Source organism: Cytobacillus sp. NJ13 (assembly GCA_030348385.1).
Taxonomy (GTDB): Bacteria; Bacillota; Bacilli; order Bacillales; family Cytobacillaceae; genus Cytobacillus.
In genome coordinates this window covers 2,197,843-2,212,810 of sequence record JAUCFP010000006.1, presented here as the reverse complement: position 1 = coordinate 2,212,810, position 14,968 = coordinate 2,197,843, and the positions used below count along the sequence as shown (strand labels likewise).

The window sequence follows — 14,968 nt, the reverse complement described above, 5'->3', positions numbered from 1 at the left end:
AAAAAAGGCAGGTATGAAAATGAGGGAGTATGAATTAAAAGCATATCACGAAATTGAAGAATGGAAGAGACGAATAAATAAGCGCTCCAGTATGCTGAATCGCCTTTCAAAAAAAGCTCAAACAAAGGTAAATAGTATAATACCCGAAAAAGCTCATCAAATTATTACAGACAGCATAAAAAATATGGTGAAGGCAACCCTGATTGGATCAAATGCAACCACCAGAAAAAAACAATCTGCCGGCCGCGGCCTTGAATTGATGGATCACATGCTTGAAGAGAAGATTTCGACCTACCGCAAAACAGCTGCGGTCGAAGGTGCCGGAACCGGGGCAGGGGGAATTTTCCTTGGCCTGGCTGATTTTCCTTTGCTGCTGAGCATAAAGATGAAATTTCTTTTTGAGGCTGCTGCCCTATATGGATTTGATACAAATGATTATGAAGAGCGCCTGTTTCTCCTTCACGTATTTCAGCTCGCATTTTCCAGTGATGAAAAAAGGAAAGAAACACTGAAGCTTATTGAAGAATGGGATGACCGTAAGGAAGCATTAGCAGACATGGACTGGAAGGTGTTTCAGCAGGAATACCGTGATTATATCGACCTCGTTAAGATGCTCCAGCTGGTGCCCGGTATAGGTGCTGCTGTTGGGGCGTATGCGAACTATAATTTGCTTGACCATTTAGGAGAAACCGCTAAAAATGCTTATCGTCTGCGGATATTAAAGACTGCTCCAAGGCCTGATTAGGCTTGGGGCTTTTTTGCAATTTGATTGAGGCGAGTGAGTTTAATTGCGCCAATTTGGCCGGGGATTGCGCCGAAGAGATTCAGCTATGCGCCGGGAGAGGAAATTAATGCGCCAAAAAAGCAGGTAAATTTGCTGAAAACTTAAGAATTGTGCCGAAGAGATTCAGATATGCGCCAAAAGAGAAATTGATTGAGCCAAGAAAACAGGTTATTGCGCCAAACTTAAAATCTTCTGAAAAAAAGTTCCACACCCACCACAAACAAAATGGGCCAGTCGCCTGGCCCAATCTCAAATTTCCTCTTACTATCCTACCTCAACAGAATCCTTGCTTTCCTGAAAGCTATGATAGTTTAAAGCTGCTGTTCCCAATGTTTTGGCTGCGATCAGCATGGCTTTTTCATCGATATCAAACTTTGGATGATGGTGCGGATAGTTTTCAGCTGTGTTTTCTGGTTTTGCTCCAGTAAAGAAGAAGGTGCCTTTAACCTGCTGGAGATAGTAAGCGAAATCTTCTCCGCCCATATCAGGCTCTGTTTCTTCTACCCACTTGACTTCATCAATCTTCCCTGCAAGTTCAGCCAGGAATTCGGTTTCTGTTTTATGATTAATAACCGCAGGATAGCCTCTATGGAACTGATAGTCATAGGCGCTGTCTGCTGTGTAGCATGTTCCTTTAACAATGCGCTCAATTTCCTCTTCGATATTGGTACGTACGTCCTCGTTAAATGTGCGGACGGTACCGATCAATTTTGCTCTATCGGCAATTACATTAAATGCGTTATCAGCTACGAAGGATCCAACTGTTACAACTGCAGAATCTATTGGATTTACTTTTCTGCTGACGATTTGCTGAAGATTGACGACCAGCTGGGACGCAGTTACAATCGCATCTTTTGTTTTGTGAGGCTGTGCTCCATGCCCGCCTTTTCCTTGGATGGAAACTTCAAATCTGTCTGCTGCTGCCATAAATGGACCGACGCGATATTGAATTTTCCCCGTTGGTTCGGATGCCCATAGGTGAGTTCCAAAAATGGCATCGACTCCCTCAAGGCAGCCATCTTCGATCATCGATTTCGCTCCGCCTGGGGCATATTCCTCGGCGTGCTGGTGAATCATGACATATGTACCTTCTAATTCATCCCGAAGTTCATTGAGCGCCTTTGCCAGCACAAGCAAAGTTGCTGTGTGTCCATCGTGTCCGCAAGCATGCATAACACCAGGTACCAATGATTTATATGGGACATCCTTTTCATCTTGGATAGGCAGTGCATCAAAATCTGCTCTTAAAGCGATTGTTTTTCCTGGTTTACTGCCATGGATTTTAGCAACAACTCCATTTCCTCCTACATGCCCCCGGACTTCAATACCCAGATCTTCATAATAGGTTTTGATATAGTGAGCCGTCTTTTCTTCCTTAAAGGATACTTCGGGGTTCTGGTGAAGATAGCGGCGGATGGAGACCATTTCATCGTAATAGCTTTCCAGTTTTTTAAATAATGTTTCGGACATGATTTCCTCTCCTAATTGCATAATTTTTTCATTATTATAACATTCTTTAATAGGTTAAAGGAGAAAATCTTCTTTTTTCTCAAACTTAACATAATAAAAGTGAAGAAGAGATGATACTATAAATTAAAGTGCTGAATTGGAGGTTTTGTAAGATTGGAAATGCATAAATCTAAATGGGCAAACTTTTTCCTGGCTGTATCAGCAGCAGTTTTTCTTTATTTTTTGGCTTCTGTTAATATCGGAAAATCACTAATATTTGATCGTTATTTTTCGGAATTTTTTACAGGTTTGTTTTCAGAAAACACTCATCCATTTTTTGAAGCCATGGACAGTTTAGGGGATAAAGCCGGTGTTGGAATCATCACATTGGCATTCTTATTGTTACTTTTGTTTAAATATAGGAATTATGAAGCGATGGCATCAGTTGTTTTTGCTGTTGCAGCGGGAAATGAAGTAAATAAGTGGCTTAAAGAGGCAATTGGAAGGCCGCGCCCAGATCAGGAACATCTGGTTGATGTGGCGAGTCTCAGCTTTCCGAGCGGACATGCTATGATTGGGATGATCCTTTATACGGTTATTGCCTATTTTATCATTAACGAATTAAAGTCCAAGTCTGCAAAATGGATGACGGCGATTTTAGCTGGCATTTGGATTTTCTTAATGGGAATCAGCCGGATTGTGATGGGTGTACATTATCCGTCAGATATTGCAGCGGGATTTGCAGCAGGCTATATTTGGGTATTCATTTCAATTTCCATTTACGCGGCACTAAAGTCAATGTTCAGGAGAAAATCACACCAAAGAGAATCGGCATAAAAGCAAAGAGACTATCGCAGATAGTCTCTTTGCTGCTTTTTAAATGAGGAACATGGCTGCAATAGTAGTCACAATTAAACCAATTGTTACCGGAAGCAAATTCCTGCGAGCCAGTTCAAAAGCGTCTACATTACAGATGGCTGCTGCAGGGATGAGGGCCCAAGGAACAAGCGTACCGCCGCCTACCCAGATTCCGGCTACCTGGCCTAGAGCTGTTAAGGTTGCCGCACCTGTGCCTATGGCTGCTGCGAACAGGCTTGCAATCGAGCCGGCAAGTGATATGCCGGAAAAACCAGATCCGTCCAGGCCGGTAATGGCTCCAACCACTGTTAATGTAATGGCGCCTACTTCTTTGCTTAAAGGGACAGCAGAAGCCAGGCCAACTCCAAGATCATTAACGATTCCATGAGAGTCTTTTGGCAGAAAGTCTCCTATCATTTGTGTAAATCCAGCGTCCCCCAGATAAAAGAAAGCTGCAATTGGAATTACAGGGCCAAATACCCTAAAACCAAACTGGAAGCCTTCAACTAAATAGCCAGTTGTTTTTTCAAGGCCTTTATTGCGATGGGCCGATAGCGTAATCATCAAAAGGATGAAAATCGATGTCCCGCCTATTAAAGCTGTAGCGTCACCGCCCTGGAGGTCCAGTGCAAACATGGCAGTAACATCAGCAGCAAATAAAAAAGGTATGAATAGCGCAAAAAAACGCTTTTGATGAAGTGATAGCAGATGTTGTTGACTGGCGTCAGACTGAAGTTCAGCAGGGGTACCCACGGTGAGTCCTGTTGCTGCAGTCAGTTTTCCGCTTTTCATGTCTCTCTTTATAAGATAAAAAGCTGTAATAGTTGTCACTGCTCCCATAATAATAACAAGCGGAATACTGGCTGATATGACTTCCCCGACAGGAAGCCCGGCTGCATCGGCAGTTAACTTCGGTGCAGCCTGGATTATAAAATCGCCAGATAGTGCAATGCCATGCCCGAATAGGTTCATGGCCATGGCCGCGCCCAAAGCAGGCAATCCAACCCGAATGGCTACTGGAAGAAGTACTGCTCCCATTAATGCAACTGCAGGAGATGGCCAAAAAAACCATGAGATGACCATCATCAAAATCCCAATAGTCCAATAGGCAAGTGCTGGTGTTCTGATTAATTTGGTAAAAGGAGAGATCATGACATCATTGATTCCAGTTGTGGTCAGTGTCCGGCTCATGGCGACGATTATCGAAATGACCAATATAGTGGAAAGGAGTTCTGTAATAGCAAATATAAAACTGGTAAAAATACTGCTGACTGAACTGCTTAAGGAGCCGGTAGCCGTAATGGCAATTAAAAAGATGCCTGCAATACAGACAAGGGTTGTATCTCTCCTCATAATCATGAAACCAATAATAAACAGAATAAAAAGAACATAAATCCAATGGATGGCTGTTAGTTCAACTCCCATCTATAGTTTCCCCCTTTCATAATTCCATAAGAGAAGCGCCGATTTAGGCGAATCACCCGATTTGGAATGTAGTACAGAATATGATGGAAAGAAATAAATGGTGATATGGATTGCATCCGTCCGGAGGCGGAGGGTGAACCACTCTGCGGAATGTTTGCATAAAATAGCTGAGTGATAAAATGAATATATTGGAGGAAAAGGTTTCTATTTTAGCGAATACAAGATTAGGAGAAAAGAAGGATGGGAACGCCTATGAGATACAAGTCAGTTAATCAGATAATCTTCGCGGTAACTTTATCAGCAGTTGGAATTTTGCTTCTCCTTATGAACATAGGTGTCATTTCCTTGGAAATAAAAGAGGTATTTGTCGTAATTTACCCCTTTATTCTATTGGCTGCAGGATGTCATTATCTGCTGTCATATTTGTTGAAGAAAAGCCGGAGCGGAATGTTTCCCGGGTTATTTCTAATAGTATTTTCATTTTTATTAATCCTTGATCGTTTCGAAGTAATTGAATTTAGGTTTATGGAAATATGGAAACTCTGGCCCCTTTTTCTTATTTTTATCGGGATTAATATTTTATTGAAACGAGACCGTTTAAAGATTCATTTTGATCAGGATTTTCCGGCGGATATATATGGAAAAAACAAAGGTGCAGCGGAGAAGAAGATTATTAATATCTCAAAATACGAAAGCCCGCAGCCGCTTAAAAATATAAGAGGTTTTTCGATTGGTGATGTGGATTTTAAACAGCCAAATTGGTCTTTGGAGCCAATGGATTTATATACAATGATCGGTGATTATTTTATTGATTTCAGCAAGGCCTTCATCCCGGAGAAAGAGACACCTGTCATTGTAAGAGGGTGGATTGGGGATGTAAAAATGATTATCCCTGAAAACATTCCGGTGATGATCCAGTCAAATATTAATATAGGAGACATTCGCATTTTTGATCAAAAGACAGGTGACATTAACCGCAGTCTTCAATATAAGTCGCCCGGTTACGATGAAGCATCAAGAAAGCTGAGAATCGCTGTACAAGTAAAAATTGGATCCATCCGGATCGACAAAGTATAGGGGTATATGATGAAAAAAACCGGGATCAGGTATTGGTTTGTACAGAGTTTTATTATGATGGCCATTATAAGTTCATTAATCTTTTTTGTCGGATTACAGGTGTATCTATTTTATAATCCTGAATCGCCAATGACGATAAAGAGCACCTTCTGGCTTTTTTTGTATGCTTTAACCATTTTACTTCTTACGGGAGCCTACTTTGGGCTCAAGGGAAGCTACTTAATTAAAGGCAGGCTCGGTGATATTTTATTATTTGTTTCAACATTGAGGAGCGGTAAGTATGCTGATCGGATGGAATCTTATGAAAAAGATGAGATAGGGTTAATTTCAGATGAACTGAATCAGCTGGCGGAAAATATCCAGGAGCAGGTTTTTTCCATGCAGCGGCTTGCTGATGAAAAGTCTATCCTGGCACAAACAGCCCATTCAGCTGCTGTGATGGAAGAAAGACAGCGTCTGGCAAGAGATCTGCATGATGTAGTGAGCCAGCAGCTTTTCGCTTTGAGTATGATGTCTTCAGCTGCCCTAAGAGTTTTTGATTTTGATAGTGATAAAGCAAGGGAGCAGTTAAATGAAGTCTCGGAAATCGCTGCGAAAGCGCAGGGGGAAATGAGGGCGCTTCTTCTCCATTTGAGGCCTGTGCAGCTGAGTGATGACAGGCTATGCGATGGAATTATTAAGCTGATACAGGAGTTAAAGGCCAAGACAAACATCGATTTTCACGCAAGCATTGATGAGATCGAGAATCTTTCGAAAGCAGCGGAAGAGCATTTGTTTCGGATTGTCCAGGAAGCCCTATCAAATGTGCTCCGCCATGCTGATGCAGGGAATATAAAAATAACCTTAACGGAAGAAGAAGATTACATTTATCTTTTTATTGCTGATAATGGAAAAGGTTTTAATCCTCATAAAGAGAGGATAACCTCCTATGGGCTTAAGACAATGAGGGAACGCTGCGAAGAAGTTGGAGGAATATTCAAAATTCGTTCTAAGAAGAACGAAGGAACCTATATAGATATTAAAATTCCGGCAAAAGGGGAGAGGCTGAAATGATCAGGGTTGCTGTAGTGGATGATCATGAAATGGTAAGAAAAGGCATTATTTCTTATTTGGCAACGGAAGCTGGCATAGAGGTGATTGGGGAAGCAGAAAGCGGAAATGAAGCTGTAAAGCTTGTACTCAAAGAACGGCCGGAAATCGTTCTGATGGATCTGCTGATGGAAAATGGGAACGGAATTGAAGCGACAAGGGAGATTTTAAAAAGCTATCCTGGATGCAAAATTATAATCATAACCAGCTATTACGATGATGAACAAGTTTTTCCGGCAATTGAAGCGGGTGCGTTCAGCTATATGCTTAAAACAGCAAATGCTTCCGAGGTTGTGAATGCAATTAAGAAAGCTGCAAAAGGAGAGCCCGTTATTGAATCAAAGGTTGCAGGGAAAATGGTAAGCCGTTTCAGAGAAAAAGAGAAAAAGCCTCATGACGATTTAACTGAAAGGGAGTTTGATGTCCTGCTCTGCATTGGGGAAGGGATGACAAACCAGGAAATAAGTGAAGAATTGTTCATTGGCATCAAAACAGTCAAAACACATGTAAGCAATATCCTTAGTAAACTGGGCGTTACTGACCGTACACAGGCAGCGGTTTATGCCAATCGAAATGGCATAATTAAAAAGCAGGCATAGAGAAGGATGAGCCCGATGCAGCTCATCCTTTTATTTAATTATAAGAATGTATGAATTCTTAAGTCAGATAATTGTCTAGCGCAAGCAGCCTGCCCCCTCGAGGTCACAAGCCAATCCTCCCAAAGAGCAAAGGACGCCTTTCCGGAAGGCTCGTCTTGTGCTTGGGGCCCCTAGGATGGGGGTCATGCAGACGTTGCCACAGGACAAGGAAAGCTACGGCAGCGATACATCGCACGACCGAAAGCGGTAGCTTTTGGGAGGACGTGGCGTTCTTAGTCTGCGTTCCTTCGTGGGCAAGGAGCTTCCGCTTTTCTTATTACTCTTCTTCAGGGATAGAATATTGGGTCACATATGAAGGGCTGGAGAATATATTAGGTGTCTTATCGATGCCGCTTTCCGTCCCGCGTTTTTCGTGTGCTTTTTCATATGCTTTGGAATTCTGCCAGTTCTTAAAGGATTTTTCATCCCGCCATAGCGTTAGAATGATATATGTGTTTGATTCAAGAGGCCGCAGAACCCGGATAGCCGCAAATCCCGGTTCATTTTCGATAAGTCCCGCCCTGTTTTTAAATCGGTGCTCAAAAAGCGGCCTGCCTTCCTCTGTAACAGGTATATTATTCAGAACTGCAAATCCTGCATCCTTGAATGTCCCGGAAGAATCTATTACTTCATAGGAACGAGGTTCTTTAAAGATGGAGGCGCCAGCAGTTTCATGGATTAATAAGGCACTCTCCGTATTTTGCATTGCAACCATGGTTTCATCGGAGTGCTTTTCCTCAATTTTTTTCAAAAAATCGTAAGTTCCTCTGGCCATATATATCTTCATTTTTTCTCACTCCACTTGGAAAAGTTTTATAGTGTTCTTTCATTTTAGTGAAAGCATCATGCTATTAATAGAATCTACATCATAAACACTTCACTCATGAATTTAAATTTTTAATGTGCTAATATCCTTACAATCTTTAATTTTCCCTTATTTAGACAGTTAAAAACGTCAAATTTTTGACATTTGGCCTTCAAATCTATACAAAAACAGAGAAAAAAGGATATAGTCATAAAGGATAGATACTGGCGATTTCTAATTTTGGTATATATATATTACAATAATACGCAGACAAGTCTTGAAAGGTGGATAAAATTTAATGACAAACTCATTTAATGATACATTTCTGAAGGCAGCAAGGGGGGAACAGACAGATTATGTTCCTGTTTGGTATATGCGCCAGGCTGGCCGCTCGCAGCCGGAATATAGAGCGATAAAAGAAAAATACTCCCTATTCGAAATTACGCACCAGCCTGAGCTTTGTGCTTATGTTACAAGGCTGCCGGTAGAGCAATATAACAACGATGCTGCCATTCTTTATAAAGATATTATGTCACCGCTTCCTGCCATTGGGGTTGATGTGGAAATTAAATCAGGAATCGGCCCTGTTATTTCAAATCCAATCCGTTCCATAGCGGATGTAGAGAAGCTTGGGGAAATAAATCCGGAAGATGACGTTCCATATGTACTGGATACTATTAAGCTTCTTACTCAAGAGCAGTTGACTGTGCCTCTAATCGGTTTTGCAGGGGCTCCATTTACTCTTGCCAGTTATATGATTGAAGGCGGACCATCAAAGAATTACAACAAAACGAAAGCATTCATGTATGCAGAACCTAAAGCCTGGTTTGCATTAATGGAAAAGCTTGGGGAAATGACTATTACATATGTGAAATCCCAGGTCAAAGCAGGTGCAAAAGCCATCCAGATTTTCGATTCATGGGTTGGCGCCTTAAATGTGGAGGATTACCGCTATTTTATTAAGCCTGTAATGAATCGTATTTTCTCTGCCTTAAAAGAAGAGAATGTCCCGCTGATCATGTTCGGTGTAGGCGCAAGCCACCTGGCATTGGAGTGGCATGATCTGCCGCTTGATGTAGTTGGGCTGGACTGGAGACTTCCGATTCAGGAAGCAAGGGCAAAAGGCATCACCAAAACAGTTCAGGGTAATCTTGATCCGGCTATTCTCCTTGCACCATGGGAGGCTATAGAGGAAAAAGCTAAAGCAATTCTCGATCAGGGAATGGCTCAGCCGGGTTATATATTCAATCTTGGGCATGGTGTTTTCCCTGAAGTTAATCCGGACACATTAAGAAAATTAACAACTTTTATTCATGAATACTCTGCTTCAAAACTAAGCAAGTAGCCTCCGGTTTGCTTTATGCGATAGCAGGCTGCATTTGCATATTGCTATGAGCATTAGTTTTGGTAATCGATTTGTTTTTTGGCACAATAAAAACTGGAGACAGAAATAATTTGAGGTGGATGACATGGGTAAAAAAACAATGGGTTTACTTGTAATGGCTTATGGAACTCCCTATAAGGAAGAAGACATTGAGCGTTACTATACACATATCCGCAGGGGAAGAAAGCCTTCTGAGGAAATGCTTGAAGATTTAAGAAGCAGATATGAAGCGATTGGCGGAATATCACCGCTTGCCAAAATTACTAAAGATCAGGCTGAAAAACTTGAACAGCATTTAAATGAAATTCAGGACGATTATGAATTCAAAATGTATTTAGGGTTAAAGCATATTGAACCTTTCGTAGAAGATGCGGTTAAACAAATGCATGAGGATGGGATTGAAGAGGCTGTCAGCATTGTTCTTGCACCTCATTTCTCAACCTTTAGCGTAAAATCATATAACGGCAGAGCCAAAGAAGAGGCTGAAAAGCTTGGCGGTCCTGTAATAAAATCAGTTGAAAGCTGGTATAAAGAGCCTAAGTTTATCAAATATTGGGCCGATCGTGTAAAGGAAACATTCGATAAAATGCCTGCCGAGGAAAAAGATTCTGCAGTGTTAATTGTTTCTGCACATAGTTTGCCGGAAAAAATTCTGAAATCAGGGGATCCATATCCGCATCAGCTGCAGGAAACAGCTGACCTCATTGCCGAGCAGGCTGGTATCAAAAACTATGCCGTTGGCTGGCAAAGTGCAGGAAACACACCTGAGCCTTGGCTTGGTCCTGATGTACAGGATTTGACAAGAGACCTTTATGAAAACAAGGGCTTCAAGGCATTTGTGTATACTCCTGTCGGTTTTGTGTCAGATCATCTTGAAGTGCTGTACGACAATGACTATGAATGCAAAGTTGTCACTGATGAGCTTGGTGCAAGCTATTATCGTCCCGAAATGCCAAATTCGCAGCCAGAGTTTATTGATGCGATGTCTGATGCCATTTTTAAATTGCTGAATAGATAAGCAAAAAATTAGAAAAGAAGGCGATTTACCGTGCAGGGAGAGAGACAGAAAGTTGTTGTTGCCGGAGGAGGAATTACTGGTCTTGCTGCAGCTTACTATCTGCAGAAGGAAGCCAAAGAAAAAGGAATGGCCCTGGATGTAAAGCTCATAGAAGCCTCACATCGACTTGGCGGCAAGATTCAAACGATAACACGAGACGGCTTTGTGATCGAAAGAGGGCCAGATTCCTTTTTGGCCCGTAAACAAAGTGCGTCCCGGCTTGCCAAGGAAGCAGGCCTGGAAAAAGAGCTTGTGAGAAATACATCCGGTAAGTCCTATGTGCTTGTAAGGCAGCGTCTATTTCCAATGCCGGGCGGATCCATCATGGGCATCCCTACACAAATTGCTCCATTTATTACAACCGGCTTATTCTCTCCCGCAGGGAAGGCAAGAGCTGCGGCGGATTTTGTGCTGCCGCGCTCCAATCCTTCCAATGATCAGTCACTGGGTGCCTTTTTCAGAAGAAGGCTTGGTGACGAAGTTGTCGATAATTTGATAGAACCGCTTCTTTCAGGCATATATGCTGGCGATATTGATCAATTAAGCCTAATGGCCACTTTCCCGCAGTTTTATCAGGTTGAACAGAAGTATAGAAGTTTAATTCTGGGAATGAAAAAGTCCACAGGATCTCAGCCGAAACAAGCCGCAAACCGCAAGAGCAAAGAAGGGATGTTCCTTACTTTCAAATCAGGGCTTCAATCACTTGTCGATGCCCTAGAGAGCAAGCTTGAAGCTGGAACTGTACTGAAAGGCCATCGCATTGAATCGATTATGAAGGCTGGCAGAGGCTATACAGTTGAAATGAATGGCGGAGAAAACCTACAGGCAGATTGCATGGTTATGGCTGTTCCCCACCATGCTCTGTGCAGCATATTCTCTGGCTGGGGACTTTTTGAACAGTTCAAAGAAATGCCGTCCACTTCAGTGGCAAATGTAGCGCTGGCTTTTCCTGAGGAAGCGATTGAAAGGGATATTGACGGAACCGGTTTTGTTGTTTCACGCCATAGTGATTACACCATTACTGCATGTACCTGGACACATAAGAAATGGCCCCATTCGACCCCCAAGGGAAAAGTGCTTCTGCGCTGTTACGTTGGCAAAGCCGGTGATGAAGCTGTGGTAGATCTGTCAGATGATCAAATTGTTAAAGTTGTACTTGATGATTTAAATAAAACAATGAATATTAAAATGAATCCGGATTTTGTTTATGTAACAAGATGGAAGGATTCAATGCCGCAGTATACTGTAGGACATAAAGAACGCATCGGGCTGGCAAAGAAACAGGCACAGGAAAAGCTTCCGGGTATTTTTCTGGCAGGAAGTTCATTTGAAGGTCTTGGCATTCCTGACTGCATAGATCAGGCAGAAGAGGCAGTGAGAAATGCAGTTGAATACTTGCAAAGCAACAAGCAAAAAGCTGTCCGGGTGTGACAGCTTTTTAAATTGGAATCATTTCAGGTTGCTTTTTCAATTATAGTATGATAAATTACTTTTTGTACTAATGACCAAATTGTTCATTTAGTCATTTTTTTTTAAAGAGGTGAGTTCATGTCAGCAGATCGGAAACAGCAAATTATTGAGGCAGCCACTAAATCATTTTCTCTGTTTGGATATAAAGCAACCACTATGGATCAAGTTGCAAAGCTTGCAAATGTAGGAAAAGGCACTATTTATAATTTCTTTAAAAATAAAGAAGAGCTGTTTGATGAAATTATCCATACGCTCATCGTGGAAATGAAAAGCGCAGCTGATGAAGCGCTTGATCCTTCTTTGCCCTTTCATAAAAATGTTCATCGGGGATTGTATAAGATACTTGAATTCCGCATGAAGCATCAGCTGACAATCAAGCTTTTCCAGGAAGCAAAGGAAATGGGAACTCCTGCTGTTACAGATGTCATTGGGAGAGTAGAGGATGCGATATTAAATTATGTAAAAGACAATGTTGCACAAGCGATTGAAAAAGGAGAAATCCGTCAATGCGATCCGGAACTGACATCTTTTGTGATGCTGAAGCTTTATATTGCTCTCATATTTGACTGGGAGCAGCGTCATGAACCTTTAGAAAAAGAAAAAATAGCTATGCTGTTTGAACAATACATTATGAAAGGATTATCGAATTAGATAGTCCTAAATTTTTTCAGAGAAATGACCAAATGAGGGATTTAGTCATTAAGTGATAACGGAGGGATTTACGGTGAAGAACAAACTTTTCTTGAAGGAGTTTACAGCAATTATAAAAAACAAAAAGCTGCTGATTCCTATTATCGCAGTAATGTTTATTCCTATTTTATACAGCGGAATGTTTCTTTGGGCATTTTGGGATCCGTACGATCATTTAGATGATCTGCCTGTTGCTATCGTTAATGAGGATGCCGGTGCTGCATTTGAAGAAAATGACTTGCATCTGGGCGATGACCTCGTTGATAAATTAAAGGAAAGCAAGGACTTTAATTTTCAATTTGTTGATAAAGAGGAAGCATATAAAGATCTAAATGATCAGCAATATTATATGCTTGTAGAAATCCCTAAGGATTTTTCCAAGGATGCAACCACTCTTCTGGAAGACAATCCGCAGAAAATGAACCTGATTTACGTTCCCAATGAGAGCTACAATTTTTTATCAGCTCAAATTGGCGGAACAGCTGTAGAAAAAATTAAAGCGTCTCTGTCGGAAAAAGTGACTGAAACATATGCTGAAACTATGTTCGATAAGGTAGGGGAACTGGCAGATGGCATTGGAGAGGCAAGTGACGGGGCCCTTCAAATCAGTGAAGGATCTGCAGATTTAAAGGATGGTTCTAACACGCTGCATAAGAAGCTGGAGCTATTGGCCGATAAATCCATTGAATTCAATAATGGTGTAAGCTCAGCAAGCAAAGGTTCAGAGGAAATGGCAGAAGGAGCTAAATCCCTTTCAGAAGGATTAGGCAAACTGGCTGAAGGCCAATCAGAATTAAGTAAAGCATCTGATCAGCTGAAATCTGGAAGTGAAAAGCTTTCTGCAGGTGTTACACAAACAAAGGCAGGGATTGTTACAGTAAAGGAAAAACTTCCTGTTATGATTGATGGAACCGAGCAGCTTGAAAATGGAGCGAAAACCTTATCTTCATCTCTGGAACAATGGCAAACGGAGGCACAAAAACTCAGCGGAGGCACTGCTCTTTTAGAGCAAAAGCTGCAGGGCTTTATTTCGCAGCTTCCAGAGGGATCTCCTGAAAAAGCTGAGCTTCAGCCTGCGCTTGCCCAGCTGAAGGCTGGATCAGCCCAGCTTGCTGAGTCAGCTGGCAAACTATCAGCAGGAGGAGCCGAATTGTCCCAAAAAATGGGGCAGCTAAATGGAGGACAGCTGCAGCTCCAGCAGGGAATAAATCAGCTTGCCCAAGGGGCATCCGAGCTGGAAACTGGTTCTCAGCAGCTAGTACAGGGCCATAAAGATTTCGGTGCTGGAATGGAAACATTTGCTCAGAAATTTGGTGAAGCACAAACCGGAGCAGACAGGCTAGCAGGCGGTGCAGCAGATTTGTCAGGCGGGCTTGGCAAACTGACCCAAGGTTCAGCTGCATTTGCAGATGGCACAAAACAGCTTGAAGATGGCGCAGGCAAAGTAGCTGAAGGTAATACACAAATTTATGAAGGATCTTCGGAGTTAGCAAATAAATTAGCCGATGGCGCTGAAAATGCTTCATCTGTAAATGCCAGCGATAAAACTTATAATATGATGGCAAATCCGGTAGAAATAGATAATGAGAAGATTACAGAAGTTCCTAACTATGGTACAGGGTTCGCGCCTTATTTTCTGTCTCTTGGCCTTTTCGTAGGTGCTCTGCTTCTTTCTATTGTATTCCCGCTTCGGGAGCCGGCTGGCGTTCCGCGGTCAGGATTTAGCTGGTTTGCAAGCAAGTTTGGGATCCTTGCTGGAATAGGCATTATTCAGGGTCTCATTGCAGCCATGATTCTATTGCTGGGACTTGGCCTGGAAGTGCAGAGTGTACCTTTGTTTCTTCTGTTTACAATCATAACCAGCATTACTTTCATAGCGCTGATTCAATTTTTTGTCACCGTCATGGGTGATCCTGGCCGGTTTGCTGCAATAATCATATTGATTCTTCAGCTGACAACAAGTGCTGGTACTTTCCCGCTTGAGCTGATTCCTAATGCACTTCAGCCAATCAGTTCATACTTGCCTATGACCTATTCTGTATCCGGACTAAAGGCTGCCATTTCTAGCGGAAATTTTGATTTCATGTGGGAGAATGCAGTCATTCTATTGAGTTTCGCTGCCCTGTTCATTGCAGGAACTTTTGTTTACTTTACTGCAATGCACAAGAAAAAATTTGCAGCTGCTGCAGGGCAGGCTGATTGATTATAAGCAAAAAACAAAGCCAGCCCACAGGGCTGGCTT

The 14,968-nt window shown here is 42.1% G+C and carries 13 protein-coding genes; 10 read left to right on the top strand and 3 right to left on the bottom strand.

Annotated elements, in window-relative coordinates; translation table 11 throughout:
* Positions 1–19: 19 nt before the first annotated feature.
* On the top strand, positions 20–745 hold the full coding sequence (locus tag QUF73_10725) for an EcsC family protein (protein ID MDM5226694.1): 726 nt from the start codon (positions 20–22) through the stop codon (positions 743–745).
* A 303-nt stretch (positions 746–1,048) separates the two neighbouring features.
* Here QUF73_10725 and QUF73_10720 read toward each other — a convergent pair whose 3' ends face one another.
* The gene (locus QUF73_10720; protein ID MDM5226693.1) at positions 1,049–2,254 is read right to left on the bottom strand and encodes a M20 family metallopeptidase; all 1,206 of its coding nucleotides are present in this window, start codon (positions 2,252–2,254) and stop codon (positions 1,049–1,051) included.
* A gap of 159 nt (positions 2,255–2,413) precedes the next feature.
* On the opposite strand from QUF73_10720, the gene QUF73_10715 reads away from it, so the two are divergent.
* Complete coding sequence (locus QUF73_10715) at positions 2,414–3,070, top strand: phosphatase PAP2 family protein (protein MDM5226692.1); 657 nt, start codon at positions 2,414–2,416, stop codon at positions 3,068–3,070.
* Positions 3,071–3,109: 39 nt separating this feature from the next.
* Here QUF73_10715 and QUF73_10710 read toward each other — a convergent pair whose 3' ends face one another.
* Entirely contained in the window at positions 3,110–4,516 is a 1,407-nt protein-coding gene (locus QUF73_10710; GenBank protein MDM5226691.1) for a hypothetical protein, read from the bottom strand.
* A gap of 240 nt (positions 4,517–4,756) precedes the next feature.
* Between QUF73_10710 and liaF the strand changes: the two genes are divergently transcribed.
* From liaF to QUF73_10695, 3 genes are read left to right on the top strand one after another with little or no spacing between them, the layout of a single operon-like run.
* A complete protein-coding gene (gene liaF, locus QUF73_10705) occupies positions 4,757–5,593 on the top strand; it encodes a cell wall-active antibiotics response protein LiaF (GenBank protein ID MDM5226690.1) in 837 nt (278 codons plus the stop codon).
* A gap of 6 nt (positions 5,594–5,599) precedes the next feature.
* Positions 5,600–6,646, top strand: a complete 1,047-nt coding sequence (locus QUF73_10700) for a sensor histidine kinase (protein MDM5226689.1) — start codon at positions 5,600–5,602, stop codon at positions 6,644–6,646.
* Complete coding sequence (locus QUF73_10695) at positions 6,643–7,281, top strand: response regulator transcription factor (GenBank protein MDM5226688.1); 639 nt, start codon at positions 6,643–6,645, stop codon at positions 7,279–7,281. The genes QUF73_10700 and QUF73_10695 overlap by 4 nt, the downstream gene beginning before the upstream one ends.
* 316 nt (positions 7,282–7,597) lie before the next feature.
* On the opposite strand, the gene QUF73_10690 is transcribed toward QUF73_10695, so the two are convergent.
* A complete protein-coding gene (locus QUF73_10690) occupies positions 7,598–8,107 on the bottom strand; it encodes an antibiotic biosynthesis monooxygenase (GenBank protein ID MDM5226687.1) in 510 nt (169 codons plus the stop codon).
* A 316-nt stretch (positions 8,108–8,423) separates the two neighbouring features.
* Between QUF73_10690 and hemE the strand changes: the two genes are divergently transcribed.
* The 5 genes from hemE (at position 8,424) to QUF73_10665 (ending at position 14,929) form a co-directional block, all read left to right on the top strand.
* The gene (gene hemE, locus QUF73_10685) at positions 8,424–9,470 is read left to right on the top strand and encodes a uroporphyrinogen decarboxylase (protein ID MDM5226686.1); all 1,047 of its coding nucleotides are present in this window, start codon (positions 8,424–8,426) and stop codon (positions 9,468–9,470) included.
* A 124-nt stretch (positions 9,471–9,594) separates the two neighbouring features.
* Entirely contained in the window at positions 9,595–10,527 is a 933-nt protein-coding gene (hemH, locus tag QUF73_10680) for a ferrochelatase (GenBank protein ID MDM5226685.1), read from the top strand.
* Between the two features lie 30 nt (positions 10,528–10,557).
* Complete coding sequence (hemY, locus tag QUF73_10675; protein MDM5226684.1) at positions 10,558–11,997, top strand: protoporphyrinogen oxidase; 1,440 nt, start codon at positions 10,558–10,560, stop codon at positions 11,995–11,997.
* A gap of 117 nt (positions 11,998–12,114) precedes the next feature.
* Positions 12,115–12,687, top strand: a complete 573-nt coding sequence (locus QUF73_10670) for a TetR/AcrR family transcriptional regulator (protein MDM5226683.1) — start codon at positions 12,115–12,117, stop codon at positions 12,685–12,687.
* 73 nt (positions 12,688–12,760) lie between these two features.
* On the top strand, positions 12,761–14,929 hold the full coding sequence (locus QUF73_10665) for a YhgE/Pip domain-containing protein (GenBank protein MDM5226682.1): 2,169 nt from the start codon (positions 12,761–12,763) through the stop codon (positions 14,927–14,929).
* Positions 14,930–14,968 lie beyond the last annotated feature (39 nt).